Here is a 26360-nt window from a genome sequence, read left to right on the forward strand (position 1 = left end):
CATGGGAGGAAACGATGGCTGAGGACTGGACGCCGGACGTGCAGAAATACTCCCCGGATGCGGACCGGAATGCGATTGCCGGGATTGTCCGTCACTGCGGCATCTCCCTGCAAAAGCGGGACTCGTCCCTGGTCTCGCTGAGCGATAGGGATGAAGTCGTCCGTGTGCGGGAGGGTTTTCTGAAAAGGAAGCTTGGTCTGGCTGATTCCGATGCCGACCTCGACAAGGCGATCATGGCTGTCGGCGAGAAGATGAAGGGCGACCGGACGAAGAACAGGGTCACTCTCTACTATCTGTTGGCCGAGCATTTCGGGAAGCTTTCGATCTTCGGTCGCCCAACCCCTGCTGCGGGGACGGGCTGAGCTCCCGGACGTCCCTTCCGTCCTGGCCGCGGCTGCACCGAATGGACGCGCCGCGGTCCTGATCCAACCTGGAGAACCTTCATGCGCCTGCCGTCCGTGGCATTGATGTCCCTTGCATTGTCTGCATGCGTTTCGTCAGGCGAGCAGCGGGCCGGACCCGTGCCGCCCGCGAACCTGGGGGTGACGCAATCAACCCCGTCCGCCTACCCCGCGCCGACGGCCGCACCGAAGTACACGAGACGCGTGAGCTACAGCGACGGCAGGTACACCATGCCCGATGGCACGACCGTGGCCGCGGAGCCGGGTGGCGGCTTCACGCTGTCGAACGGGATGGTCGTGCCGCCTGACGGCACGGGCGGGATCATCCTCCCCAACGGGGCACGGTGCGTCACGGATGGCAACCGCGGCTATCTCTGTCCCTGACCCGTCCCTGTGGCCAGGAAATCCGAAGGCCCGCCCGAAGGTGGGCCTTTGTCAGTCCGTCGTCCGCTTGACGGGCAACCGGAGAGCCTTCGAGCGACCAGCCCAGCGCCATGGATCAATCCGGAGGTAGAGCCTCATCTGCCGTCTTCGGAGGTTGCGACGGGCCTGGCGCGTCGGGGACGGTCGGCGGACGCCTCCTTCCTTGCAATCCCGACGATGGACTGTGTATTGCAGGACATGGAGCCACCCCTTGAACGAGGCCCTCACAAAAAGCTTGATCACCATGAACGCGAAGGAATGGCCTTCCAGCGGCGACGAGATGGCCGGACGCATCCGCACCCATGACTGGGCGGCCACGCCGCTCGGGCGGCTGGAGACGTGGCCGCAGAGCCTGAGGAGCGCCGTCGACCTGATCCTCCCCAACGGCTTTCCCATGATCGTCCTCTGGGGGCCCCAGCTCATTCAGATCTACAACGAGGGCTATGCCCGGATCATGGGCCTCAAGCATCCGGCCGGACTGGGCCAGCCCACCCGCGAGTGCTGGCCCGAGGTCTGGCACATCAACGAGCCGATCTACGAACGCGTCCGGGCCGGCGAGACCGTCACGTTCGACGATGCCCTTTATCCGCTGGCCCGCAACGGTGTCCTTGAGGACGTCTGGTTGACCTTGTCCTACAGCCCGCTGCGGGACGACAACGGTGTCATCGCCGGCGTGCTCGTCACCCTGTTCGAGACCACGGCCCGGCACGTGGCCCAGCGCCAGCGCGATGAGGCGGCAGGAGCGCTGCAAGCGAGCGAGGAGCGGCTGCGGCGGGTCCTCGAGACCGACGCCGTGGGCATCCTGCTGTTCGACCACGAGGGCACGCTCATCGACGCCAACGAGGTCTTCCTGAAAAAGACCGGCTGGTCGCGCGAGGACATCGGGAGCGGCCGTCTCGACTGGCGCCGCATGACCCCGCCCGAGTGGGTTGCCGCCAGCGAGGCGCAGATGGACGCGCTGCGGCGGACGGGCCATCTCGGCCCATACGAGAAGGAGTACCTGTGCAAGGACGGCAGCCGCTCCTGGATGCTGTTCGCCGGCCGCGACCTCGGGGACGGCACCATCGTCGAGTTCGCGGTCGACGTCAGCGCCCGCAAGGAAGCCGAGCAGGCCGAGCAGCGGCTCGCCGCGATCATCGAGTCGTCCGACGACGCCATCATCAGCAAGAACCTGGATGGCATCATCACGAGCTGGAACCAGAGCGCGGAACGGCTGTTCGGCTACCGGGCCGAGGAGGTGATCGGCCAACCCGTGACGATCCTGATCCCCGAGGGGCGCCAGGATGAGGAGCCGAGGATCCTGGAGCGCCTGCGCCGCGGCGAGCGCGTCGATCATTACGAGACGGTCCGCCGCCGCAAGGACGGCAGTCCGGTCGAGATCTCGCTGACGATCTCCCCCGTGAGGAATCAGCACGGCCGGATCATCGGCGCCTCGAAGATCGCCCGCGACATCACCGAGCGCAAGCGGCTGGAGGAGCAACTGCTGCTGGTCAACCGCGAGCTTCATCACCGGGTCAAGAACACCCTGGCGACGGTCCAGGCGGTGGTCGCCTCGACGGCGCGGCGGGCCCAGACGATAGCCGAGTTCCAGCAGGCCGTGACGGAGCGCATCACCTCTCTGGCGAAAACCCACACGCTGCTGATCGAGAAGGAGCAGGACGGGGCCTCGATCAAGGATATCCTGACCTCCGAGCTGGCGCCGTACGATGACGGCACAGGCCGCAGGGTAAGGCTCGCCGGTCCCGATGTTCCGCTGCCGTCCGAGATCGCGGTGGCATTCGGCATGGCCGTGCACGAGCTGACCACCAACGCGGCCAAGTACGGCGCATTCTCCCTCCCCAGCGGTCGCATCGAGGTGACCTGGGACCTTGAGGCAATGGCCGGCGGGCGCAGGCTGACCTTGGGATGGCAGGAGCGGGACGGACCAGCAGTCGAGGAGCCGACGCGACAGGGCTTCGGCTCGGTGCTGTTGCAGCGGGCTCTCGGGCGCCAGTTGGGCGGCGAGGTCGAGGCGACGTTTGCGCGAGACGGACTTCAGGTCCGGATCAGCGCAGCGCTGCCGCCGCGGTAGTCGAAGCGGGAGCAGGTCACTCCATCGAACACGATGCAGGGCCGCTCCTGTCCGACGTGGGATCCGCGGCGCTCAGCGGGACCGTGACACCTTTCCGGCCTTGGGCCGGTTTACGCTTCCGGTCGTCGCGACGTCGTCGGTGTTGACGGCAAGCTTGCCGCCCGACCTGACCGCATCCGTGCTCCAGGCGATGTTCTCTGCCGGGAGCAGGTGCTTGACCAGCTTTCGTGTCTCACGCGAAAGGAGCTTCCCGGCCTGGGCCACGGGCTTGAAGTCGGTGAGCTTGTGTGGCCCGCCAGTGCGTCCCGCGAAGACCCGCAGCCCGTCAGGGAACATCACCATGTCGCCCCGTCGCAACGTGCTGTCGGCCAGAAGCGCCGGAACGGGATTGGCAATCTCCCCCATAGGTTTGGGCTCGATGGGCTTCCTGACCTCGGGCTGCTCCACGGCAACAGGCTTCGGCCGAGGGCGGGCCTTGCGCCGGGGCCTTTCGACTTCTGGATTGGGTTGATAGCCGAACGGCTGCGGCGCTGGAACCAGGGCTGCTGGCTGGGAGAAGGCCCTGAACAACCCGAAGATACCCTGCGCTCGCGCAGGAGCGGCGCCGATCACAAACGGGAGGATCAGGGCCACGGCGAGCACGCTGCATGATCTCGCCAATGACGCGAGCCGGCGTCGGGGCTTTGACATTCCCGCCTCCCTCGATGAGGAGCAACGTGGCCTAGCTCTCCAGGTTCCTGATCCCTCCGGGGTAGAGGAGACAAACCCGCGCTGCTGGGCATGGCCGTTCGTCCGGATCTGACTGGGGATTTCGTTTTGAACGAGCGCAGGCTGCCCATCGAGCAGGAAGGGGGCAGGAGCCTAGAGGAAGAAGGATGAAGCCTGCCATTGTTTCCTGCCTTCCGACATGCTTGACCAAGGAACCGGCACTGGCGATCGTCGATTGGTCAGTTCAGGGACAACCGGCACAACTCGGGAGAACGGAGCGTTCGTGATGGCAACGCGGGAGAGAACCTACCGGTGTGTAGGAGGTCCATGCGATGACATGCTCCACACTGTGTGCGAGGAGAGGCGGGTCCGCCTGTCACCTCGGCATGACGTAGCTGCAAGACCTCCGCGTGATGAGGAATCCGCTGAATACGACGTGCGACGGCTTTTGGCGCCCGACGGTCGGTGGCACGAGTTCCTGGTGCTGTCGACCTGGACGAGCATGCAAGCAACCGTATGGCTCAACCGCCGCTGATGAGTGGCAACGTGATGCAACGCTCATGGCAGCGGCACCAAAGGGAAGAACGGCCGAGCCAACCTTACGGCAGGGGCACCGGGATGATGTCGGGCGCGATCACCCGTATCGCCTTGCGGGGCCCAGCGGGCGGCGCAGAGTTGCGCCCGATGCTGCCCGTGGCGTCCGGTTCCGAGAGGGCAATTGGCCGGGCTGTCGCTCCACCGATGGCCGTTCCCCCCGCCTTGTCCCGCCTGGCCTTCGGCCGCTTCAGCATCGCGTTTGCCATCTGCTGCGAGATCGCTTCGGTCACCAGGACATCGCCTTTCCTGCGCTTGATCAGGCTTTCGGCCTTGCGCAGGGCATGAGCCCAGCTCTCATCCGGCTTCTTGCACGAACAGCTCGGGTCATAGGCTTTGCGGTAGCGCAGCGCGTTGGGCAGCTTCAGATACGGCTCGCCGGTCTCCGAGACGGCCTCCTCGATCCCGCCCTCCCGCGGCGCCCGGAACACCGTCACTTCGGCATTCGGGCACAGGGCACTGCACAGGGCTGCCACGCTCTCCTTTCCCTTGGGTTGACTGTCCAGGGGGAAGTACCCTCCATCGCACGAGCGCACGCACACGAGGCGCCCATTGCCTGTCAGCTTGGATGTCGGGAGGGATTCAGGTTCGGTTGCATCGCAGGCACGGTTGATGGCGGCCCTGAGCTGACGCCGGCGCTCATCAACGGCGGTCGGGTCCGCAGCCTGACCGACGAGGGACTGGTAGCTTGCCTGAAGGGCACGGATCTGCCCGCCAATCGGACCACACTCGGCGGGAGGACGGAAGAAGAAGCCGCCGCGGTCACAGCCGATGGCACGGTAGTAGCCCGCTAGACGCTCGATCTCGCGGGCATACCGTTGGGCATTGGCTTCGGCTTGGCGAGATGAGGCGCCACTGCGATTTAGGGAGGCGAGTTCGGCCCTGTACCTCTCGCATGCCGGGGCCTGGGCCCAAACCGGGTTGGCTTCAAGGAAGGACAACGCGAGGAGCGCCATCGCGACGATGGAGATGGAATTCCGGACGGGGTAGGACCAAGTCGGCATGTTGTCCTCCGAAGCCGAGGCTCCGTGCATCCAGTGAGGTGCCCGTGCCGATGCAGGGCGGTGCGCTGACGGGAGGGCAGCGGGACAACGGATGCGGGTGCCAAGTGCGAGGTCAAGCGGGCGGACGAGATCGGGGTTCCCGCACTACCGCTTCTGCGCTGTCCGGCAAACCGTCGATGCATCACTCGGCCCTTGGCTCCGAGGAGCCATCGACCAAGGTAACGGGCATGGCGCTCCGGCTCCCATCCACGGCGTTCCGCCCGGCAACGGGATTTGCCCAGCCCGCAGGAGCTGCCACGGCCTCTTGTCACCCCGGCTGCGAGACATAGCCAGTCCGCATAGGATTAGTCCTGCGTTCGACCCGGCCTAGCCATCTCGCGGACAAACGGATCGACTTCTACAAGTAGAACTTTCATCCGCCCGCACTTGCCTGGTTTTCTGGTGTGGAGGCTTGCAGCTCTGATCGATCTCAGCGCAATTCAGGTCCAAGGGTGCGCTTTTGCGAGATCATGGCCATCGACTTGGATGGAGGGAGAGCCGGGCGCCTCGGGCTCTCCAGCGTTCCGGTTTGGGATGAGCTCGCTTGGGAAAGACCAGCCTGACTCGGACTCTTCTTCTGGCAGCCAAGCGGTTAAGTCTGTCTGTGATGATCACGGCGAGGTCCGGACCGATGCTTGGGACTTCGCTGATCCGGGGAGCCAAAGCCTTGAGCTGTTCAAGGCTAGTGATGCGCGCCTCGTCGATGGCCCTCCAGGCCTCCATCGGCAGGAGCAGGCCGGGGAAGGCATCCTCAGACGGCATAGAGCAGGCTTGAGGCATGGGCTTACCTCCAGGCTAGGATCAAGGCTGCGGTACGAACAACCTGCCCAAGGCCCTGGGCATCGTGTTCTATTCCCGATGCGACGAGAGGCTGTGTAGGTAGCTATCCCGCAACCCTGGAAAGCTCCACCGCTTCATGCAGGCGATGGGGTACGGCATCTATTCTAACACTTGTTGGCCAGAGAATCGCTAGAAAGTTAACCTAAGTTAAGACTGATCCTGATTGAACCTCGTTCCATCGATGGACTCCGGGAAATTAGCGTAATCGGTTCGATTGTACGGAATGTCTCAGATTGGCACGAGGCAGACGAAAGCCGAACTTCCGCAGTCATTGAGTAAGCCGACCTTCATAAGGCCACGTCCAACGGCTCAGTTTGACCCACAACAGACATTCCCTTAGTCGGGCGAGAATGATCCGCCGCATCCTGGAAGAAGGCGGGTCCGTTCGGGAGCTGCGGCCGGCTTTGGTGTCGGGGACCGCACCGCCGCAGGCAGGAGCCCCGCGCCATCTTCCTCGGGGACATCGTTGATCGGGGGCCTAGCAGCCGTGGCGCGATAAACCTGGTCGCGTCGACGCTGAGGCGCTGGCCCTCGTCGCGATGCGGCGATCAAGCCTTCGAAATCGCACTCGACAGGATCTCCTTGTACCAGCCGACAAGCTTCGCAGCGTGCCTGTTGGCGGAGCTCGGCTGCGGCCGAGGCGTATGGTATCTATGAACGAGCTAGGCCCGCGAGCATTAACCCAGGGACGCAAACGGGAGCATGTGGAATTGGAGCCTGACCCAGAATCCACCGACGCCGATCAGGGAAGAGCCGAAGATCGGATCAAAGACTTTCAGCGCGGCGGTGGCCCGTTCGTGGCGGCAGTTGAGGCAACCCGCATGCCTATGGTGGTCACCGACCCCACGGTTGATGAAAACCCCATCGTCTATGTGAACCAATCCTTCACCGACCTGTTCGGGTACTCCCGCGAGGAGGCTCTGGGCCAGAACTACTTCTTTCTTGCAGGCCCAGACACCGATCCCGAGGTGGAGCAGCTCATCCGGGCCGCCATGATGGCAGACGAGCCCCTCGACCTTGAGGTCCGGCTGCGCGCCAAGGACGGTCGGGAGGTCTGGGCGGCGCAGTTTGTCAGCCCTGTTCACGACGACCATGGCCGCGTGATCCAGCACTTCGCGTCGTTCCTGGACATCACCCGCCGCGTCAGGGCCGAGCACCGCACCCGGCGCCTGAACGAGGTGCTGGAGAGCCGGGTCAAGGAACGCACTCAGGAACTCCAGAACGAACTGAATCGCCGGCATGCCATGGAGGGGGTCCTCACGGAGAGCGTCCGGGAGAAGGACAAGCTTCTGGGCCAGAGGAGCGTGCTGCTGCACGAGGTCAACCACCGGGCCAAGAACAGCATTGCCATGGCCATCTCAATGCTGCGCCTTCAGATGGCACGCCAGGGCGATCCTGGCGTCTCGGAAGCCCTGGAGAACGCCATCCAGCGGCTCGATCATCTGGCCCGCATCCATGAACTGCTCTACCGGCAAGACAGCAATGACGTGCAGACGGTCGACATGGCCAGCTACCTGACGGAGCTGTGCCTGAACTTCGCCCATCTCCGGAGCCCGGAGGACCATCGCATCGAACTGGTCAGCGACGCCGATGACATCACTCTGGATGTAGACCGTGCCATCAACGTGGCCCTGATTGCCGGCGAAGCGATCACCAACGCGCTCAAGCATGCTTTTCCCGACAAGCGGCGCGGTGCGGTTCGCGTCGGGTTGCACCAGGAAGGGGATGCCGTGCTTCTCTCCATCGAGGACAACGGCGTGGGCCTACCTGCCACTCGGCGGGCAGGGTCCATGGGCATGCGCCTGATCGAGGGCATGGCTCGCAGCCTCAATGGCACCTTGACCGTCGACGGTGATCGCAGGACGCGGATTGCCGTGCGCTTCCCGGCCAAGCCTGGATCGTAGGGCCATCCAGTCGCAAAGAAGCCTTCCAAGCGCCCTCAGGCAAGGATCAACTCCTGACGGCGGCCCTTCCTGAAGAGGACGATTTGCGATCCAGGCACATCGGCGAAGGAACGGCATCGCACTGTCAGCGGTATCCAATTCCCATCAGATAATCCCGCATGATCGCTTCCTCGTTCTCCGATTCTCTCAGGAGAACCTGGAGCATGTCCCGCGCATTGAGCACTCCCTGGGGCCGCAGATCCCGGTCCACGACCGGAATGTTCTTCAAGCCTCGCTCCTTCATTCGTGCCCAGACATCATGGAGCTCGTCACCCGTTTGGCAGTGTACAACGTCTCGTGTCATCACCAGTGAAGCTGCCGTTGTGCAGCCCGCTCCCTGACATCGGCTGATCTGGCTCACCACGTCCGTCTTGGTGATGACACCCGCCAAAATGCCTGTTGACCCGTGCACGACCACAAGGTCAGTCCCCGGTCGCAGAAGGTTTGCCGCCTGGATCAGCGGGGCATCATCCGCGATCGTGACGAGCCGTTTACGCGCCTGAGGCAACAATCTCTCGACAAACATGGGCCTGGTCTCCTGACTTCTGTGAGATCCGACGGGACCGATGACGCAGCCGTTCCCTCTCAGCCGCCGAAGGCGATGTGCAGCGTGGCGATGATCCCGGCGGTCGCCAGTCCAAAACAGCTCAGCCGCATGATGACCAGCGCCGCGAACTTGGCCCCGGCGTGCCTGTAGTCCTCAATTACGACCTGGAGGCCAAGCGCGGTGTGATGGAACAAGGCTACCAGTAGCAATACCATCATGATGGTGGCAACCGGGGTTCTCAGCCAGGTGATGAAGGTGGCATGGTCACTGCCTGTCTGCGCGATGATCGATGCCACGAACCACAGGGTCAGCGGGATCAGGGCAACGGCCGACACGCGCTCCGCCCACCAGTGCTCAACCCCCTTTTTTGCCGAGCCCAGTCCCATCGCGCGTGCCAGGGGCGAGCGCATGTGCTGACGGTCCATGGCCCTAACCTCCTAGAACCAGGCTGGCGATCCAAGCCAACACGGTGAGCACCACGCTCCCTGCCACGACCGTCCATCCCGACGCGTAGATGGACCCAAGCTCGTAGCCATACCCCATGTCCCAGACCAGATGTCGGATCCCCCCGCACAGATGCAGAAAGAACGCGAAGGTGCATCCGAACAGCACCACCTGACCGAGCCAGGAGGCAAAGGCACCCTGCACGACCGCGTAAGCCTCCGGTCCGGCTGCCGCGGCAAGCAGCCAGATGACCAGCACGACGGCAGCAAGGCTTAAGAGCACGCCGCTGATCCGGTTGGCGATCGAAAGCACCGACGTGAGCTGCGGCCGATAGTTCTGAATGTTGGGCGAAAGCGGCCTTGGGCGCTTTGCCGGGGACGTGGGCATCATGGCGGTCCAGCCCTTTGCAATGGTCAGGTTCGGCGCTCGAGCACCATCTTCTTGATCTCGGCGATGGCCTTCCCCGGGTTCAGGCCCTTCGGACAGGTCCGGGTACAGTTAAGGATGGTGTGGCACCGGTAGAGCCGAAACGGGTCCTCCAGAATGTCGAGCCGTTCGCCGGTCGCTTCGTCACGACTGTCGGCCAGCCAGCGGTAGGCCTGGAGAAGCGCGGCTGGCCCTAGGAAGCGGTCGCCGTTCCACCAATGGCTCGGGCAGCCTGACGTGCAGCAGAAGCAGAGGATGCATTCGTAATAGCCATCGAGCCGGCTACGCTCTTCCGGGGACTGGGGCCGTTCCCTCTCAGGCTCCGGCGTCCTGGTTTGGAGCCAGGGCTCAATCATCGCGTACTGCGCAAAGACATGCGTCAGGTCTGGGACCAGGTCCTTGATGATCCTCATGTTCGCCAAGGGATAGACGGTCGCCGGTGTGGCCAGGTCGGAGATGAACCGCGTGCAGGCCAGCCAGTTCGTGCCGTCCATGGTCATGGCGCAGGACCCGCAGATGCCCTCGCGGCACGAGCGGCGGAAGGCGAGCGTCGAATCGACGTTGTTCTTGATCCAGATGAGCGCGTCCAGAACCATCGGGCCGCAATCGTCGAGATCCACCTCGAAGGTATCGAGGCGCGGACTGTCGTCGGTGTCGGGGTCATAGCGATAGATCTCGAATGCCTTGACGCGCACGGCCCCGGCCGGCGCTGGCCAGGTCTTCCCGCGCCCGATACGGGATTCCGGGGCGACGCCGAGGTTTCGGGGGATCGGAAACCGCTTGAGCAGGGTCGTGCGAGGCACCTGATCGGAGGATCCGATAATCATTATTCACCCTTTCGCCGCCTTCTGTGATTATGGGCCGGGACAAGGGGCTGACCACCCCCGAGCTGTCCCCTGATTCCAAAGGCAGGCGGGCTTGGTACGTGGCCTGCCAGATTTTGGTGCTCCCCGGCTGGGTTCCAGCGTTGTCGGGATGGGCTCGCGTCCTCGCCTGGAATGGCCGATGCAAGCAACTTCGCACCCTTGCTCTTTTGAAAGGTCACCTCATGACCCATGACAAGCCGGAATTTCCAGACCCCTCGGAGCAGCGCCGGATGGCGCTCTCAAGGTGGGACAACGAGGGCGGCGCAGGGCCCAGCCGCCTGCAAGAGGGCCGGACCTCCCCTGATGCGCGACCCGAGGTGCCTGACCTGACGAATGCCGAACTGGTGCAGCTTCGCATTCGGGTGATTGCACTGGAGAACCTGCTGATTGCGTTGCTCGCCAACGTATCCGATCGGCAGCTCGACCTTGCCCGCGAGATGGCGACCTACATCTCTCCAAGGCCAGGCTACACCCCACATTCCCTGACAATTCAGGCAGCATCTCTGATGATTGATCTCATTGAGCGGGCTGATCAGTTCCGAGATGGGAAATCCTCATGAGCGCGTCAGCAGCAGAACCGTATAAGCGAAGCCCTGTCTTCGATGAGAATACCTTGCCCGCCGGACTGCGTCGGGAACATCGCACCAAGCCCGGTGTATGGGGTATCATCCGGGTGCTTGAAGGGCGACTGCGCTATCGGGTGCTCGATCCGGCCTCCGAGACGATCCTTGAACCCGGCCATCCCGGCCTCGTGCGGCCTGATGAGTCACATCTCGTTGAGCTCCTTGGTCCAATGCGGATGCAGGTTGAGTTCTACAATCAGCCACCCGAACTCTGTACCGAGGATTTGGGCCTTTCTCCCAAGTCGGTACCGTCATAAACATGCTGATGCAGTCGTTGGGTGCCAAATTCATGGGAAAAGCCGATGTCTTCTCCTGGCAGATTGCGTTGACAAAGTCGGCATCTAGACGGACTCGGGCAGCGGTGCAGCTTGCCTGTTGAGGTCAGGCCTGCCTGAGGTGAGCGCCTTCAACCCTCCTCAGACTGGGAGCATCACCTGAGGCCCTGGTGAAGTGACCAGCTTGGCGAGCTTTCTCAGGTTCTGAGCCGTTGCCGCCAGCAGGAACTCATCCTGAGCCCCGCACGGACCGCGCAGCCGTAGACGTCCCATCTTCAAGATCCGCTTGAGATGAGCAAACAGCATCTCGATGCGCTTGCGGCCCTGACGCGACCGCTCATAGGCCGGTGTGCCGGCCAGGGCACGGGCGGCCTCCCGGGCATGCTCGTAGATGCTGCGCGGGATCTTGCGCGCCGGCGTGTTGGGACAGCACTGCTCCTTGAGGTGACAGGGGCCGCAATCAAACGTGCTGCCTCGGTAGAGGCGCGTCGTGCCCTCGTTCACAACCGTGCCGCTGGTCGTCAGCGTCTTGCCTTCAGGGCAGGTGTAGGTGTCCGTCTCCGGATCATACGTGAAGTCAGATCGTGAGAAGGTGCCGTCCTGGCGCTCGGATTTGTCGATGACGGGAACATGCGGGGTGATCTTCTGCTCGTCCACGAGCCAGTGCAGCATCTCGGCCGAGCCGTAGGCACTATCCGCCGCCAGCCGCTCCGGCTTGAGGTCAAAGCGCTCGGCGGTGCGCTCCAGCATGGTGCGGGCAGCCCCCACTTCAGCCTGCCGAACGGCTCGGGAAGCCTCCACGTCCACGATCACGGCTGACTTGAGGTCAATCAGGTAGTTGTCCGCGTAGGCAAAGAAGGCTGGGCCGCGCATGGCGCCGGTCCACTGAGCCGCTGGATCAGAGGGTGAGACGAACTTCGGCTCAACGTCAGTAGCCGCACCCCAGGCAGCCTCGTCAAGCGTGGCGAGATACTCACGCACGGCCCGTGGGGCCTCCTGCTTGTGGTCTAGTGCGGCCCAATCGGAACCTGCCAGAGAGCGCTGCTTGTTGGCATCAGCCTGGATCAGGCTGGCATCGACCGCAAAGCCTTCACCACCCACCAACCCCTCGTCCAGGCACCGCTGCACCACCGCTTCGAACAGGTGACGGAACAGGTCACATTCACGAAAGCGCCCGTGCCGGTTCTTGGAGAAGGTGGAGTGGTCGGGCACCTTGCCTTCCAGCCCGAGACGGCAGAACCAGCGGTAGGCCAGGTTGAGGTGCACCTCCTCGCACAGCCGCCGCTCGGAGCGGATGCCCAGGCAGTAGCCAATCAGCAGCATGCGGATCATCAGCTCGGGATCGATAGCGGGCCGGCCTGTGGTGCTGTAGTAGCCGGCGAGATGCTGACGCAGCCCGGAGCAGTCGACGAAGCGGTCGACGCGCCGCAGCAGGTGATCGGACGGAACGTGGTCCTCGAGCCGGAACTCGTAGAACAGGCTCTCCTGCATCACGAGACGCTCGCCCATCATGGCTCGATCCTCCGCTGAGAGTGCCCGATCAGGGAATCACGATCCGCCGCCGATCACGAGGACTTTTTCAACGAAATCGGCACTCCTGAGACGTAAGAGCTTGGTCCGCTTCAGCGCTCTAGAGCCGACATTCGTTAGGTGGCTGGAATGTGAAAGTTTGACCCGGTGCGGACCTTCCTGCGAGGCTGTCCGGAGGCTCGGGACACGCTCTTCTCAGGTTCACCCAAACCCAATCAACTAGCGTGCGCTGGCACGCCACTCCCGAGGCGTCATGCCGAACTTGCTTCGGAAAGCCTTGTTGAAATGGGAAAGGTCGCTGAAACCCCATCGATAGGCGATCTCGGAGATTGCGGAGCCAAGCTGACGCGGCTCCCGAAGGTCCCTCTGGCACGCCTCTAGTCGATTGTCGACCAGCCACCGACCGAAGGTCTGGCCGATCCGCTCGAAGCGCAAGTGGACCGTTCGAACCGAGATCCGACAATGCGCAGCGATCATCCCGGGTGATAGTTCAGGATCCGACAGGTGCCGACGGGAGAATGCGAGCACCTCCTCGAGCTGGACATCCGGATGTGTGGCCTGTGCCTCGGGATCCCGCGCCGTGGCCAATGCAAGAAGATTGCAGAGGTTCTCCGTGAGCAGGGTCGCCTCGCTGACACCCAGCCCCGCCTCAGGGCGCGCAAGCTGGAGCAGGTGCCGCCGGGCAAGGCTGGCGTAGGGGAAACTCGACACGATCTTTCGAACGGATCCTTTCCGGAGCCACGGAGCCCGTGTGTCGAGCGACTTGCGGGGGATCACCGCCAGAACCCGCTGCACGTGGGTCGGGAAGCCCACCCGAAATGGCCGTTGGCCATCGAGAATCGCAATCTCGCCAGCGTCGAGCAGGAACACGGCATCGCCCTGCGAGATCTGGCTTTGCCCACGGTGTTGGAGGCTGATGAGGTAATGCTCGTCAGAGGATCGAGCGATGTGAGCCTTTTTCCGGACGATCTCATGACTGGCCGCGGAAAAGTACGCGAACCGCAGACCGTCGACGCTCTGGCTTGAGATGCTTGCCTGGAAGCCGTCGGACGGGGCCTCGGTTGAGACGTTGAGAACGGCCTGACAGACGGCCTCGTGCCAGAACGAGAACCCCTCGCTGGTTCCAACCGTGTCAGTCGACCAAGTTCTGGCCGCCACCTCCTGCACTCCTTCCGTCCTGAAGAAATAGGGCTTCGTGGGCCATGCGGTTGCCGAGGATACACAGGCTTGCACTCTCAGCCAAATATGTTTGCGCTCTCGACCAAGACGGAGGAGATGACGCCTCCTAACCTCCCCTTGTTCCGTCCCCTCTGCCTGCGGTGGACCGGGTCGGACCCGACAAGGCTTCCTGAGAGGTGACGACCCTCCATGCGGACGAACTTCAGCGAGGCGCAACTAGCGGATCCGGAGATCGCCGAGGCGAACCAGATCCTCGAGACCTGCGTACACTACGGCTTCTGTACCAATACGTGTCCGACATACGTCCTCACCCGCGACGAGAACGACTCGCCTCGGGGCCGGATCGACCTGATCCGGAGGATGCTCGAGAAGGGCGGCCCGCCGGACCCCAAGACCGTGCATCATCTCGACCGCTGCCTTTCATGCCTGTCCTGCATGACGACCTGTGCGGTCAAGGTTGACTACGTGCACCTGATCGACCGTGCCCGCGTCCATATCGAGCATCACCACCGGCGCCCATGGCCTGAGCGCTTCCTCCGGGGTCTGTTGGCCAACGTGCTGCCTTACCCGAGACGCTTCCAATGGGCCCTTCGGGGGGCCCGTGCGGCGAAGGTCCTGCCGTCGATGGTACCTTCCGCGCTGCGGGCCTCCTTGGCCATGGTGCCCGAGCCCAAGCGTCTGGATACGGATATCCTGGCCCCAGGTGTGTACCCGGCCGAAGGACAGCGCCGCAAGAGGGTGGCCGTCCTCGCCGGCTGCGCACAACAGGTCCTGAACGGCAATATCAATCGGGCGGCGATCCGCCTGCTACGGCGTCATGGCTGCGACGTGATCGTATCCGCCGGAGTCGGCTGCTGCGGATCCCTGACGCTTCACATGGGACGTGAATCGGATGCACGGGTGTCGGCCCGCGCAGCGATCGCGGCCTGGACCAGGGAGATCGAGGCGGAGGGCCTCGACGCGATCGTCGTCAATGCCTCGGGCTGCGGGACGACCGTAAAGGATTACGGCCATCTCTTCGCCCGGGATCCCGGGATGGCGGAGCCCGCACGGTGTGTCGCGGCCCTCGCCCGCGACGTCAGCGAAATCCTTGTCGACTTGGGCTTGGCCCCACCCGCGGAGCCCAAGGCCTATCGCGTCGCGTATCATGATCCTTGCTCGATGCAGCACGGGCAACGGGTGACACGTCACCCGCGCGAGCTCCTGAGGGCCGCGGGATTCCAGGTCATGGACATCCCCGAGAAGCACTTCTGCTGCGGCTCGGCAGGTACCTACAACCTGCTTCAACCCGACATGGCAGAGAGGCTAGGCCAGCGGAAGGCGGATCACGTCGCGAGCACGGATCCCGACATCGTCGCCACCGGCAACATCGGCTGCATGATGCAGATCGGGCAGTACCTGGGCCGACCGGTTCTCCATACCGTCGAGCTGCTTGATTGGGCCACCGGTGGTCCGTGCCCGCCCGCCCTGGCGGGGGTCCCGCTGCGGGAGCCGGCAGAGCCAAACCAGGAACCAGCACCAGACATCCCGGTCGTGAACGATGGCGGCGGAGCCGCGAACGACGTCGGGGTTTGGTGATCGGAAAGACCAACCAGTGGAGGAACCCATGCGCATACAGGAAGCCCGGATCGAGCCGTTCTTCGCCGAGATCCAAGCCTCGCTGGGGTCGGAGGGCATCAATCGCGATCCCGAGACCCTGCGGCGCTACGGCGAGAACACGATGCCCGGCGGAGATAGGAGCCCGGTGGGCGTGGTGTACCCGGCATCGACGCAGGACGCCCAGACCATTGTCCGTGCCGCGAATCGCCACGGCGTGCCGCTTTACCCCGTCAGCACGGGCAACAACATCGGCTTGGGAAGCCGATCCGCCGTGCATCCGGGCCAGGTGATCGTCGACTTGGGTTACCGAATGAACCGGATCCTCGAAGTCGACGAGAGACTGGCGTTCGCCGTCGTCGAACCGGGCGTGTCCTACCAGGCGATGTATGACGAGCTCGTCCGTCGCGGCAACAAGCTCATGCTCGACGTCACCTCCGGTCCGCCCCAGGGCGGCATGATCGGGAACGCCTTGGACAAGGGAGCCGGCTACACGCCGTACTTCGACCACTTCGGGTTCGCCTGCGGAATGGAGGTTGTGCTGGGAAACGGGGAGGTGCTGCGCACCGGGGACGGCGCTCTTGATGCCGGCAATCTCATCAACTGGCACACATCGAAATACAGCTTCGGCCCCATCCTCGATGGGCTGTTCACGCAATCCAACTACGGGATCGTGACTCGGATGGGCATCTGGCTGCTGCCGCGTCCGCCCGCGATCCGGTCGTTCCACTTCGCGTTTCCGGACGATGACGACCTCGAGCAGATCATTGAACTCTGCCGTCCCCTGAAGCTGTCGAATTTCGTCCCGACCCTCTTCCGGGTCTGCAATGACCTCTACCTATGCGGCTCAGAAGGCGAAAACCCGGAATACCGTGCCAGCGGCGGCAAGCGTTCGATCTCCGACGAGGGACGCCGCGCCCTGCGGGAGAGCCATGGGGTCGGAGCCTGGACCGTGTCAGGCGCATTCTACGGCCCGAGCGCCGAGGCGCTCGAACCGCAGATCAAGCGCGTCAGGGATCTTTTCTGCCAATCGGGCAAGGCCCGCTACATCGCCCATGAGGAGGCTGAGGGGATTGGCCCGCTACAGGTCGCGATCAACACCTTTTCCGGCATTCCCAGCGTTGGAGAGCTAGGGCTGCTCAAATGGCGGCCGGGCGGTGGCAATACATGGTTCCTTCCCGGCACGCCGATGGACGGGAAGATCGCGAACGAGTTCCAGCGCGTGTGCCGCAAGGTCTACGAGGACCACGGTCTCGATTACACGGTCATGAACGTGTGCGGCCCCCGCTTTGCCCGCGGCCTGCACGTGATCACGTTCAACCGCGAGGATGAGGACGAACGCCGTCGAGCTGACGACTGCTACCGCAGGATGTCCGAGGAGGTCGCCCGTCTCGGCGTCTTCGTCGGCCGGGCACCGCTCGACTATCACGAGTTTCATATGGGACAGGCCATGGCTTCCTTCCGGGAGGCCTGTTCGGGAATCAAGCAGGCTCTCGATCCGAACGGCGTCATCGCCCCGGGTCGGTATGGAATCGGATGATCCCTGGGCGTGCAGGGACAAGCAAGCCGTCCGAGCACATGAACACTCTGCCGGGATGTACCGCCGGCGACACGCAGGAGAGCAAAATGAGTTCAATGGTCAAAACGATTGGCTTCGCAACGGCTCTCGGCCTGACGGCGACGCCCGCACTCGCGCAGGAGAAGCTGAAGGTCGGCTTGCTTCTGACCCTTTCCGGTCCCTCCGCCGTCCTCGGCCAGCACGCGCGGGACGGATTCCAGCTTGCGGTGAAGGATCTCGGCGGCAAGCTCGGCGGACGCGACGTCGAAGTGATCGTCATTGACGACGAATTGAAGCCGGACGTGGCCGTCACCAAGGTCAAGGGCCTGCTCGAGCGCGACAAGGTCGATTTCGTCGTCGGGCCGATCTTCTCCAACGTCGCGGTGGCGGTCCACAAGCCGATCACAGATGCCAAGACCGTCTATATCAGCGTGAATGCCGGCCCCTCAAACCTCGCCGGCAGGAGCTGCAACCCGTACTTCTTCGCGACCTCCTACCAGAACGACCAGAGCCATGAGGTTCTCGGGAAGGTCGCGCAGGACCGCGGCTACAAAAAGGTCTACCTGCTGGCACCGAACTACCAAGCTGGCAAGGATGGGCTCGCCGGCTTCAAGCGCCGCTACAAGGGCGAGATCGTCGAGGAATCCTACACTCCTCTCAACACCCTCGACTTCCAGTCCGAGCTTGCGAAGATCGCCTCCATGCAGCCGGACGCCATCTTCACCTTCATGCCGGGCGGCATGGGCGTGAACCTCGTCAAGCAGTACCGAGCGGCAGGCCTTGCCGACCGTATCCCGTTCCTCTCTGCCTTCACGGTGGACGAGACGACCTTGCCCGCCCAGCAGCATGCCGCCGTCGGCATGCTCAGCGGCTCGAACTGGGCGCCGAACCTCGACACGCCGGAGAACAAGAAGTTCGTCGCGGCCTACGAGGCCGCCTATAATACGGTTCCGGCGACTTATGCCATGCAGTCCTACGACGCAGCGCTAGTGATTGACGCGGCCCTGAAGGCGACCGGCGGCAAGACCGACAACAAGGACGCGCTCCAAAAGGCGATCCAGAAGGCCGAGTTCAAGTCCCTGCGTGGCGACTTCAAGTTCGGCGCCAACGGCTTCCCGATCCAGGACTTTTATCTGGTGAAGGCTGCCAAGCGCCCTGACGGCAAGTTCCAGACCGAGATCGTCGAGAAGGTGTTCGACGACTACACCGATGCCTATGCCAAGGAGTGCGCGGCTACGAATTGACCGGAGTATCGGCAGATGTCGAAACTCCTAAACCGTCGAGTGTTCTGACAACTTTCAAGCAAGGGGGTGGAGGTCTCCAATCATGGGACCTCTCCTACTTGGAACTGGGGGAGAGCCTCGAGGGGCGTCCTCCATATTGGCTGAGGTCAGGAGAAGGTCTGGACCTGGCAGATTTTGTTGAAAAACTCTCGGGCGCTGCTGCGTCGGTCTATTACTAGGGTCTGTTCGCCCGATCAGGCGCAGCATCCTGTATGTCGGGCACTCGAAAAACGGCACTTGTAGAGTTTTTCAACACAATCGGCACGTTCCAGACAGGTGGCGAAATTCCGCTTTGGACAGGAACATCGGACGCTCCTGTCAGTGAAAGAATTTCACTACCTGACCGAGGCCGTGTGGAAACGCGATTTCGAGCGACGTGCGCGGGCCGCTATTTGGGCGTGAAGCCGCGGCGGCAAGAGGGTTCAGGCTGCCAGAGCCTTCAGCAGGGGCCCGACACCCAGGATGTTGATCATCCGCTTCAGGTTGTAGGCCAGCACGTGCAGGCTCATCTCGGTTTTGACCTTCTCCAGGGTCTTCATCAGGAAGTGGGTACTGCCCATCCAAGCCTTGATGGTCCCGAACGGATGCTCCACCGTCTGCCGCCGGATTGTCATGGCTTCAGGCATCCGCTCCAGCCGATCTTGCATCCGGTCGAGCACATCCTCGTGCTGCCAGCGCTTCACCCGCTTGTGCTTGTCAGGCGTGCACCGGGGCTTGAGGGCACAAGCTGAACAGGCGGTCAGGTTGCGGTAGTGGTCGATATTGTCCCGGCGATCTGAACGCACCTTGCCCTTGGTCAGATGCTGACCCGCCGGGCAGGTGTAGTGGTCATGCTCAGCGTCATAGATGAAGTCCTGCCCGGTAAACAGGCCGCGCTTGGTGTTGCCGGAGGTCAGCGTCTTGGGAACGCAGGGCAGCACGCCGGTTCCTTCGCAGGCCAGCACCTCGTCACCATTGAAATAGCCGCGATCGGCCAGCGCAATGAGCTCCTCACACGCCATCACGTCCTGGGCTTGCCGTCCCATCGCGAGCAGTTGGGTGCGGTCGTTGCCGACATTGGTCACCTCGTGCGCCACGATGAGGTGGTGCTCGGCCTCCACCGCCATCTGCACATTGTAGCCGACGATGCCGGTGCCCTTGCCGCTGGTGGCCATGGAGCGGGCATCCGGATCGGTGAGGGAGATCTGCTGGTCGGGCGCGGCCTCCACCTGCTGTCCCATCTCTCTGAGGGCCTGCATCTGCCGGCGCAGGCCTTCGATCTTCTCCTTCAGGCGGGCAGTCTTAGCCTCGGCCACATCGTTGTCCTGCCGGTCGGCCCGATCGAGCGCCGCCAGGTAGCGGGCAATGCTGGCCTCGACCTGCTCGATGCGCTTGGCCACCTTGGCGACCGTGAAGTTCTTGTCCCGATTGTTGACGGCCTTGAATTTGGAGCCGTCGATGGCCACCACCGCCCGGGTGAACAGGTTGAGCTGGCGGCACAGCACGACAAACTGCGCACACGCCGCGCGGATGGCCGGGCCATTGTCGCGGCGGAAGTCAGCGATAGTCTTGAAGTCGGGCATCAAGCGGCCGGTCAGCCACATCAGCTCGAGGTTGCGCTGGGTCTCGCGTTCCAGCCTCCGGCTCGACTGAATGCGGTTGAGATAGCCGTAGACGTAGATCTTGAGCAGGGTGGCGGGATGATACGCTGGGCGGCCCGTCACCTCCGGCACCACGCCGGCAAAGCCCAGAGCTGCCAGGTCGAGCTCGTCAACGAAGGCTTCGATGATGCGCACAGGATTGTCGGGCGCCACGTAGTCGTCCAGGCAATCAGGAAGCAGGGTGGCCTGCCGGCGGTCTTCCCCTTCAACGAAACGCTTCATCTTGCCCTCCGCTGCTCACGATCAGCTTAACAGATGAACACGTTTCCACACAGGCTGGACCCAGAGCGGGCCTTCGTGATCAGCGGGCCACTCCCTCAGCAATCTTGTTGAGACTGACAGGAAGCTGACACCACACAACAGCGGGCGGTCAGGGAGTGTGCGCCATTCTCCTAGTCGATTCAGCGCCGATGCGGCGCGGAGAGACAGGAGACAACACCATGCGCACCATCACAATGATCGCCGCTGCCCTCACTACCCTTGGCGGCGTGTCGGTCGCCCAGGCGAGCAGCCTCGGGCGGCCCTGTACGGCGGCGCCGCAGAGCCAGTGGCTCTCGGTCGAAGCCCTCAAAGCCAAGGCCGAGGCCCAAGGCTACAAGGTCCAGAAGGCCAAGATTTCGAAAGCCTGCGGCGAGATCTACGCTCTCGACCAGAACAACGCCCGCACGGAGCTGTTCGTCGATCCGACCTCGGGCGAGATCGTCGCCAAGGAGTGACACCATGACCGCGAGCAAATCCGCGGTCGAAGCCGCCGGCGCAATGCCGGCGGCCACCGCCTCCTCAGCCCAGGCGAAGACGGTCCGCGTCTGGGATCCCTTCGTCCGGATTTTCCACTGGAGCCTCGTGAGCCTGTTTGCCCTCGCCTTCGTGACCGGAGACGAGAGCGAGTGGCTGCACATCCGCATCGGCTATGCCATTGCCGCTCTCGTGGCGCTGCGGATCGTCTGGGGCTTCGTCGGAACCCGCCACGCCCGGTTCAGGGACTTCGTCCGTTCGCCACGGGAGATCGCGACATACGCCGGTCAGGCGCTTCGGTTCAGGGCTCCGCGGCATCTCGGGCACAATCCGGCGGGCGGCGCCATGGTCGTGGCCCTGCTCGTCATGATCGCGGGCATCGCCGCCACCGGGATCGCCATGACCACCGATGCGTTCTGGGGCTCCAAGTGGGTCGAGGACCTGCACGAGGGATTCGTCTACACGGCCATCGGGCTGATCGTCCTGCACGTGGCGGGCGTTGTTTTCTCCAGTCTTGAGCACGGGGAGAACCTCGTGAGGGCGATGATCACGGGACGGAAGCGGGCGCCCTGAGCCCACGTGTTTTCAGGCCGCGCTCGGCAGCCGGACCTCTGCGAGAAGGCCGCCGAGCGCCGACCGCCTCAGTGACAGTGAACCGCCATGGGCTTCCACCAGATCCCCAACAATGGCAAGCCCCAGCCCCGTTCCGGGGCGGGTTTCGTCCAGACGGCCGCCGCGGGCGAGCACGGCCTCTATCCTGTCTTCTGGCACGCCCGGACCGTCGTCCTCGACCCGAAGCATGATCGTGCTCCCGTCGCACCGGCCTTCGATCCGCACGGTGCCGGCCGCCCAGGTCGCCGCGTTCTCGGCAAGGTTGCCGAGGATCTCGGTCAGGTCCTGGGCGTCCATGTGAACCCTGAGAGCATCGGTGGCATCGATCTCCCATGCCAGCTTCTGTCCGTGCGGGGTTCGCCGGAGCACATCCACCACCTGCTCAGTAACGGGACGGACTGACTGGGCCGACCCCGACCGAACCCGGAGGCCTGTCCGCGCCCGCACCAGCTCACGTTCGACATGACGCCGCATGCCGGCCGTGACGGTCTCGATCTCATCGGCAAGGCGGGTGTCCCCACGGGCGCGGAGTTCCTCCGCATCGGCGCTCAGGACCGTCAGCGGCGTCTTCATGCCGTGAGCCAAATCGGCGGCGCGAGCCCTTGCCCGGGCGATGGCTTTTTCCTGCGCGTCGAGCAGATGGTCGACCTCGGCGGCAAGCGGCCTGACCTCGTCCGGGAAAGCCTCGCCCAGCCGGGCGGCCGCGCCGGAGCGGACCTGCGCCAGGCGCCGGCGCACCGCATCGAGCGGACGCAAGCCGATACTGACCTGGACCCAGGCGGCGGCAATCAGGACGGCTGCGAGAAGAGCTAGCGAAGGGATGAGATCGAAGGCAAACGCCAAGCCGGCGGCATGGACTTCCACACGGTTCACGGCCACCACGGCACGGATCGTCCCGCCCCCGAGGCTTGCCGGCAAAGAGATCCGGCGCTCAATCGCCAGCAGCGAGGCGCCGCCAGGACCGGGGATCGTGTGCTGGTGGACCTCTCCGGCGGCAGGCATATCGGACGGCACGGGCAGCGTCGCATCCCAGAGCGAGCGCGAGCGCAGCACGGTGCTGGTTCCCTCCTCGGCCATCTGCCAGTAGAGCCCGCTCAGGGGTTGGAGGAACCGCGGCTCGGCCGGCGGCACGCCGATGTCGAGCATGCCAGCTCCAGTCCGGGCGAGGCTGCTCACGAGCTGGTTGAGGTGCGAGCCGAGCTCGGCCGCCATGCGCCGCTCCACATGCCGCTCGAACAGCAGCAGCAGGCCGAGGCCTGCCAGGACCAGAGCGAAGATGATGGAGGCCGCGCCCGCAGCGAGAAGGCGCAGCCTGAGCGAGCCGTGCCTCATGTCGGCGCAGGCTCCGGCACGAGATAGCCGAAGCCACGGCGGGTCTCGATCAGATCGACGCCGAGCTTGCGGCGCAGGCGTCCGACGACCACCTCCAGCGCGTTCGGGTCGCGGTCGTGGTCGTGCGCGTAGAGGTGCTCCATCAGTTCCGTCGGCGGGATCACCCGCCCGGCATGGTGCATCAGATAGCTCAGGCAGCGGTATTCGAGCGGCGAAAGATTGAGCGGCACGTCGTCGACCGTGACCCGCATCTTGCGGGTGTCGAGCATGACCGGGCCGGATGCGAAGATGGGCGCGGAGCGACCGGCGGCCCGGCGCAGCAGCGCCCGCACGCGGGCCAGCAGTTCCTCCATCGCAAACGGCTTGGCGAGGTAGTCGTCAGCGCCGGCATCGATGCCCTCGACCCGCTCCGCCCAGGCGCCGCGCGCAGTAAGGATCAGAACCGGCAGATCGCGCCCGGCTGCGCGCCATTTCTTGAGGACAGTGAGGCCGTCCATCTTCGGCAGCCCGAGATCGAGGACGGCGAGATCGTAGTCCTCGGTGTCGCCACGGAACCAGGCTTCCTCGCCATCCTGGACATGATCGACGGCATAGCCTGCGTCCGCCAGAACAGCTTCCACCTTGCGGGCGATGCGGGGATCGTCCTCGACGAGCAGAATGCGCATCAGTGCCCCTCCCGCTTGAGGATCGCGGCCGTGGCGGCATCGACATAGACCTCCCAAAGCCGCCCGCCCGGATCGATCACCTTGAACTCGTAGACCCAGCGCTCGCGCTTGCGCTCGAACTCCACGCCGACGACCTCGCCGCCAAGATCGGTCCGCATCCGCGCCAGGATCTCGGCCAGGGCGAGCGCCTCGCCGCGTTCGACGGCACGACGGGCCTGGTCATAGTCGCGCTCGCGATCCGCCAGGGCGGCAGCCGGCAGCAGGGCTGCGGCGAGGCCGAGGACGACGATGGCGCGGCGGGTCTTGCTCATGGGACGAGAATGCGCCCGCGCACCTGACAATTCGCTGACATGGATCAACAGCAGGCCGAAAGCGGCGCCTCGCTAATGTCGTCCTCATCGATCCGGGCACGCCGTGCGGATCAGGACCACAGGAGACCGACATGCGCACGATCATCATGACGTCAGCCCTTCTCGCGGCAGGCCTTGTGACCCCAGCCCTGGCGGATGGCGCAGACAGCCGCTGCGCTTCCGGCGTCGACGGCCGTATCGTCGCCGCGAGCGCGGTGAGCAAGGGGCTAGAGAACCTCGGCTACCGCGTGGACCGCATTAAGGCCGAGGACGGCTGCTACGAGGTCCGGGCGGTGAATGACAGCGGCTTCCCGATCAAGGCAGTCTACACGCAGGCCACGGGCGAACTCGTCCAGGCGCGGCTTCGCTGAGCGGAACGAAGACAACCAAGAGAACGACGAAACAGGACATCCAATCATGGTCATGAACAAATCCCTTGCCGCCGCTCTGCTCGCACTCGGCTTGGCAGCCGGGTTCGCGGGGACCGTTTTTGCCGCTGCGCCGCACGGACACGACGGGCACGGGGCGCCCGCCGTGGAACTGAGGCTCAACAACGGTCAGAAGTGGCAGACGGACGAGGCCCTGCGGACCGGGATGAGCCGGATCCGCGATGCGCTCGACGCCTCCCTGCCGTTGATCGATGCGGGCCGCTACAGCGCAGCCGACCTGTCCACGCTCGGCGACTGGGTGCAGGAGCAGGTCGACTTCGTGGTGGCGAACTGCAAGCTGCCGGAGGAAGGCGACCTCCAGCTCCATCTGGTGCTGACCCAGGTTCTGGACGGCATCAATGTTATGAGGGAGGAAGGCAGGCAGGAGCAAGGCGCTGGGGCCATCGTTCAGGCCCTGAACGCCTATGGCGACCACTTCGACCACCCCGGATGGAGGCCGCCGGGGGCATTGATGATAGGTGAGGAGGCAGGCGCTGTCTCCAGTAAGGCTCCTGAGCTTCCATGGCGAATGATTGCTCTTGGCACACTTGAGACGTATGAGCTTAGTCCGCTTAACGAGCAATTAGCGGACCTTCATCTGGCCTGCTCAACGTTACAGATTGACCCTGACCTGACTTTAGCTGGTCCGGGATTATATGACTTGTGCACGAACCCGGTCAGGCAACGGAGTTGGCGCGAGCGTTCCCCAAGTGCCCTTCAGTAGTCCGGGTCATATCAGGCTGGGCAAAACGGACGCTTGGACTGGTTCTTTACTGACTCACTGCCCAAGAGTGCCGATGGAATTTTCCAAATACGCTCAGACGACAGCATATCCGGCTCCATAAAAGGGGTTCTGCGAAATTCGTGGCTCTTCCGTGTGATGAGGCGCATGCTTGCCGTTGCCATGCCCGACTTGCAACAGGAACTCCGCCCCCTCGCCCAAGCGGACCGTCACCTCGCCGATGGTGCGGGGCATGTGGCCGAGCAAATCGCCCTGATCGAGTGGATGACCAAGAAGGGCCAGGACACGACCGAAGCCGAGAAGCTGCTTCGGAACTTCAAGCAGATCCTTGAGCAGTTTCGCGTTCATCGGCGGCTGATCCTGGACGCCATCACCCGAAGTTAAGTGGCTTGGGTTATTCCTCACGCGTGCGTGAAGATCCGGCTTCCCCTTTGCTGATCTGATTGATAGCGCGAGCAAGATCGGCTTCGGATTGGCTCAGGGCCTTCGAGCGAGCGACTTCGGCGCGTGACTGCTCGATTGCCCGGTTGGACTGGTCGAGCAGGTCATCAAGTGCGGATGGGTTCTGGTCTGGCTTATTGCCCGGAGAGTCAGAGTGACTCATGGTCAAGAGATCACAAAGGGAGGGGACAGGCCGGAAGCATGACGTGCGGCAGAAACCTTGACGTCAACTTATGTTAAGGCCTTCTTCAACTCACGATGCGGCATGTTTCCCGGGCTGAATTTCGAGCCGCTCCATAAAGGAGCTACGCCAAATTACGCTTCAGATGTGTGTTGCGAATGGGAGGCTGGCTGCTGAGCCTTGCGCTCCTCTTCCTCTGCCAACAGCTCCAGATGCCTGGCAGTATCGAGGAGTTGGTTCTTGGCCTTGTTCAAGGTGAGTTGTCGGGCCATAGCTCGGATCGTCCTGGCCTCCTGACGATACTCAGCCACCTTATTGGATCGAGGGTGACGCACGGGCTGCAACCTTGGGCCTTCGGACACTCGAAGCGATGTCCATCAATTTCCTTCGGCATCCCCGGCGACATTCCCGACCTGCAAAGCCTGCACCTGAAGGTTCTGGACATCAGCATCGGCACCATCACCACCTGCCGGCTGGGGTTCGTCACCCACGAGGTCCTGTACGACCTCTGCACCCGCTATCCGCGTATCGCCGCCACCTTCTGGCGTGAGACTTTGATCGAGGGGGCGATCTTCCGGGAATGGGTGGCCAATGTCGGACGCCGCGAGGCCCTGAGGGCCGTTGGCTTGGCCAAGGACTACTCGTGCGACCTGCCGATCACCCAGGGCGAGTTCGCCGATGCGCTCGGCATCACGCCGGTTCACGTCAACCGGGTTCTCCAGCAGATGCGGGCCGACGGCCTGATCAAGCTGAATGGCGAGCGGCTGAACATTCCCGACTGGGAGAAGTTGAAGCAAGTGGGCGAGTTCGACCCGACTTACCTGCACCTGGAGAGCCATCAGGCCGCCGCATGAGTTTCACCTTTCAACCTATACGCGTTGCGA

The 26360-nt window shown here is 63.7% G+C and carries 27 protein-coding genes; 15 read left to right on the top strand and 12 right to left on the bottom strand.

The features are described from left to right. Positions 1-14 precede the first annotated feature (14 nt). The 3 genes from JAO75_RS05355 (at position 15) to JAO75_RS05365 (ending at position 2895) form a co-directional block, all read left to right on the top strand. The gene (locus JAO75_RS05355; protein WP_199047305.1) at positions 15-362 is read left to right on the top strand and encodes a DUF2853 family protein; all 348 of its coding nucleotides are present in this window, start codon (positions 15-17) and stop codon (positions 360-362) included. 243 nt (positions 363-605) lie between these two features. Next, positions 606-785 carry a hypothetical protein gene (locus tag JAO75_RS05360; protein WP_199047306.1) on the top strand — a complete coding sequence of 60 codons (180 nt, stop codon included), beginning with the start codon at positions 606-608 and terminating at the stop codon, positions 783-785. Between the two features lie 250 nt (positions 786-1035). After that, the gene (locus JAO75_RS05365; RefSeq protein ID WP_199047307.1) at positions 1036-2895 is read left to right on the top strand and encodes a PAS domain S-box protein; all 1860 of its coding nucleotides are present in this window, start codon (positions 1036-1038) and stop codon (positions 2893-2895) included. Positions 2896-2967: 72 nt separating this feature from the next. Here the strand turns inward: JAO75_RS05365 and JAO75_RS05370 are convergent, their stop codons facing one another. After that, on the bottom strand, positions 2968-3585 hold the full coding sequence (locus tag JAO75_RS05370; RefSeq protein WP_199047308.1) for a hypothetical protein: 618 nt from the start codon (positions 3583-3585) through the stop codon (positions 2968-2970). Between the two features lie 617 nt (positions 3586-4202). Next, positions 4203-5201: a DUF2865 domain-containing protein gene (locus tag JAO75_RS05375; RefSeq protein WP_199047309.1), complete on the bottom strand. Its 999-nt coding sequence runs from the start codon at positions 5199-5201 to the stop codon at positions 4203-4205. Positions 5202-6733: 1532 nt separating this feature from the next. Here JAO75_RS05375 and JAO75_RS05380 point away from each other — a divergent pair. Then, entirely contained in the window at positions 6734-7984 is a 1251-nt protein-coding gene (locus JAO75_RS05380) for a sensor histidine kinase (protein ID WP_281433487.1), read from the top strand. 124 nt (positions 7985-8108) lie between these two features. Here JAO75_RS05380 and JAO75_RS05385 read toward each other — a convergent pair whose 3' ends face one another. The 4 genes from JAO75_RS05385 to JAO75_RS05400 are packed head-to-tail and all read right to left on the bottom strand — an operon-like array spanning position 8109 to position 10267. After that, entirely contained in the window at positions 8109-8549 is a 441-nt protein-coding gene (locus JAO75_RS05385) for a CBS domain-containing protein (protein WP_199047312.1), read from the bottom strand. 59 nt (positions 8550-8608) lie between these two features. After that, a complete protein-coding gene (sdhD, locus tag JAO75_RS05390; protein ID WP_199047314.1) occupies positions 8609-8995 on the bottom strand; it encodes a succinate dehydrogenase, hydrophobic membrane anchor protein in 387 nt (128 codons plus the stop codon). Between the two features lie 4 nt (positions 8996-8999). Then, the gene (sdhC, locus tag JAO75_RS05395) at positions 9000-9404 is read right to left on the bottom strand and encodes a succinate dehydrogenase, cytochrome b556 subunit (RefSeq protein WP_246742368.1); all 405 of its coding nucleotides are present in this window, start codon (positions 9402-9404) and stop codon (positions 9000-9002) included. Positions 9405-9427: 23 nt separating this feature from the next. Beyond that, complete coding sequence (locus JAO75_RS05400; RefSeq protein WP_210340171.1) at positions 9428-10267, bottom strand: succinate dehydrogenase iron-sulfur subunit; 840 nt, start codon at positions 10265-10267, stop codon at positions 9428-9430. Positions 10268-10488: 221 nt separating this feature from the next. On the opposite strand from JAO75_RS05400, the gene JAO75_RS05405 reads away from it, so the two are divergent. Together JAO75_RS05405 and JAO75_RS05410 are read left to right on the top strand one after the other, a co-directional pair. Next, complete coding sequence (locus JAO75_RS05405; RefSeq protein ID WP_199047316.1) at positions 10489-10866, top strand: hypothetical protein; 378 nt, start codon at positions 10489-10491, stop codon at positions 10864-10866. Next, the gene (locus tag JAO75_RS05410; protein ID WP_199047318.1) at positions 10863-11186 is read left to right on the top strand and encodes a TehB family protein; all 324 of its coding nucleotides are present in this window, start codon (positions 10863-10865) and stop codon (positions 11184-11186) included. The genes JAO75_RS05405 and JAO75_RS05410 overlap by 4 nt, the downstream gene beginning before the upstream one ends. Before the next feature lie 159 nt (positions 11187-11345). Here JAO75_RS05410 and JAO75_RS05415 read toward each other — a convergent pair whose 3' ends face one another. After that, on the bottom strand, positions 11346-12716 hold the full coding sequence (locus JAO75_RS05415) for a transposase (RefSeq protein ID WP_199047320.1): 1371 nt from the start codon (positions 12714-12716) through the stop codon (positions 11346-11348). A gap of 237 nt (positions 12717-12953) precedes the next feature. Beyond that, entirely contained in the window at positions 12954-13892 is a 939-nt protein-coding gene (locus tag JAO75_RS05420; protein ID WP_199047323.1) for a helix-turn-helix domain-containing protein, read from the bottom strand. A 210-nt stretch (positions 13893-14102) separates the two neighbouring features. Between JAO75_RS05420 and glcF the strand changes: the two genes are divergently transcribed. The 3 genes from glcF to JAO75_RS05435 all read left to right on the top strand — a co-directional run bounded on the left by glcF (position 14103) and on the right by JAO75_RS05435 (position 18311). Next, the gene (glcF, locus tag JAO75_RS05425; RefSeq protein WP_199047324.1) at positions 14103-15491 is read left to right on the top strand and encodes a glycolate oxidase subunit GlcF; all 1389 of its coding nucleotides are present in this window, start codon (positions 14103-14105) and stop codon (positions 15489-15491) included. A 28-nt stretch (positions 15492-15519) separates the two neighbouring features. Then, positions 15520-17049: an FAD-binding oxidoreductase gene (locus JAO75_RS05430; protein WP_199047326.1), complete on the top strand. Its 1530-nt coding sequence runs from the start codon at positions 15520-15522 to the stop codon at positions 17047-17049. Between the two features lie 86 nt (positions 17050-17135). Then, positions 17136-18311 carry an ABC transporter substrate-binding protein gene (locus tag JAO75_RS05435; protein WP_199047328.1) on the top strand — a complete coding sequence of 392 codons (1176 nt, stop codon included), beginning with the start codon at positions 17136-17138 and terminating at the stop codon, positions 18309-18311. Positions 18312-18772: 461 nt separating this feature from the next. Here JAO75_RS05435 and JAO75_RS05440 read toward each other — a convergent pair whose 3' ends face one another. Beyond that, positions 18773-20212, bottom strand: a complete 1440-nt coding sequence (locus tag JAO75_RS05440) for an IS1182 family transposase (RefSeq protein ID WP_199047330.1) — start codon at positions 20210-20212, stop codon at positions 18773-18775. A gap of 218 nt (positions 20213-20430) precedes the next feature. On the opposite strand from JAO75_RS05440, the gene JAO75_RS05445 reads away from it, so the two are divergent. Continuing rightward, positions 20431-20706, top strand: coding sequence for a PepSY domain-containing protein (locus JAO75_RS05445; RefSeq protein WP_199047332.1), 276 nt, complete (start codon positions 20431-20433; stop codon positions 20704-20706). Between the two features lie 4 nt (positions 20707-20710). Beyond that, complete coding sequence (locus JAO75_RS05450; RefSeq protein ID WP_199047334.1) at positions 20711-21298, top strand: cytochrome b/b6 domain-containing protein; 588 nt, start codon at positions 20711-20713, stop codon at positions 21296-21298. A gap of 12 nt (positions 21299-21310) precedes the next feature. Here the strand turns inward: JAO75_RS05450 and JAO75_RS05455 are convergent, their stop codons facing one another. Genes JAO75_RS05455 through JAO75_RS05465 form a run of 3 tightly spaced genes read right to left on the bottom strand, consistent with a single transcriptional unit; the run spans position 21311 to position 23645 of the window. Next, positions 21311-22669 carry a sensor histidine kinase gene (locus JAO75_RS05455; RefSeq protein WP_199047336.1) on the bottom strand — a complete coding sequence of 453 codons (1359 nt, stop codon included), beginning with the start codon at positions 22667-22669 and terminating at the stop codon, positions 21311-21313. Next, a complete protein-coding gene (locus JAO75_RS05460) occupies positions 22666-23334 on the bottom strand; it encodes a response regulator transcription factor (protein WP_199047338.1) in 669 nt (222 codons plus the stop codon). The genes JAO75_RS05455 and JAO75_RS05460 overlap by 4 nt, the downstream gene beginning before the upstream one ends. Beyond that, positions 23334-23645, bottom strand: coding sequence for a PepSY domain-containing protein (locus JAO75_RS05465; protein ID WP_199047340.1), 312 nt, complete (start codon positions 23643-23645; stop codon positions 23334-23336). The genes JAO75_RS05460 and JAO75_RS05465 overlap by 1 nt, the downstream gene beginning before the upstream one ends. A gap of 131 nt (positions 23646-23776) precedes the next feature. On the opposite strand from JAO75_RS05465, the gene JAO75_RS05470 reads away from it, so the two are divergent. From JAO75_RS05470 to JAO75_RS05485, 4 genes are all read left to right on the top strand, one after another. After that, complete coding sequence (locus tag JAO75_RS05470; protein ID WP_199047342.1) at positions 23777-24055, top strand: PepSY domain-containing protein; 279 nt, start codon at positions 23777-23779, stop codon at positions 24053-24055. A 46-nt stretch (positions 24056-24101) separates the two neighbouring features. Further along, on the top strand, positions 24102-24836 hold the full coding sequence (locus JAO75_RS05475) for a hypothetical protein (RefSeq protein WP_199047344.1): 735 nt from the start codon (positions 24102-24104) through the stop codon (positions 24834-24836). A 165-nt stretch (positions 24837-25001) separates the two neighbouring features. After that, entirely contained in the window at positions 25002-25238 is a 237-nt protein-coding gene (locus JAO75_RS05480; RefSeq protein ID WP_246742370.1) for a hypothetical protein, read from the top strand. Positions 25239-25802: 564 nt separating this feature from the next. Then, on the top strand, positions 25803-26330 hold the full coding sequence (locus JAO75_RS05485; protein ID WP_343234555.1) for a Crp/Fnr family transcriptional regulator: 528 nt from the start codon (positions 25803-25805) through the stop codon (positions 26328-26330). Positions 26331-26360: the final 30 nt, after the last annotated feature.

This window comes from Microvirga splendida, from assembly GCF_016427565.1.
GTDB lineage: Bacteria > Pseudomonadota > Alphaproteobacteria > Rhizobiales > Beijerinckiaceae > Microvirga > Microvirga splendida.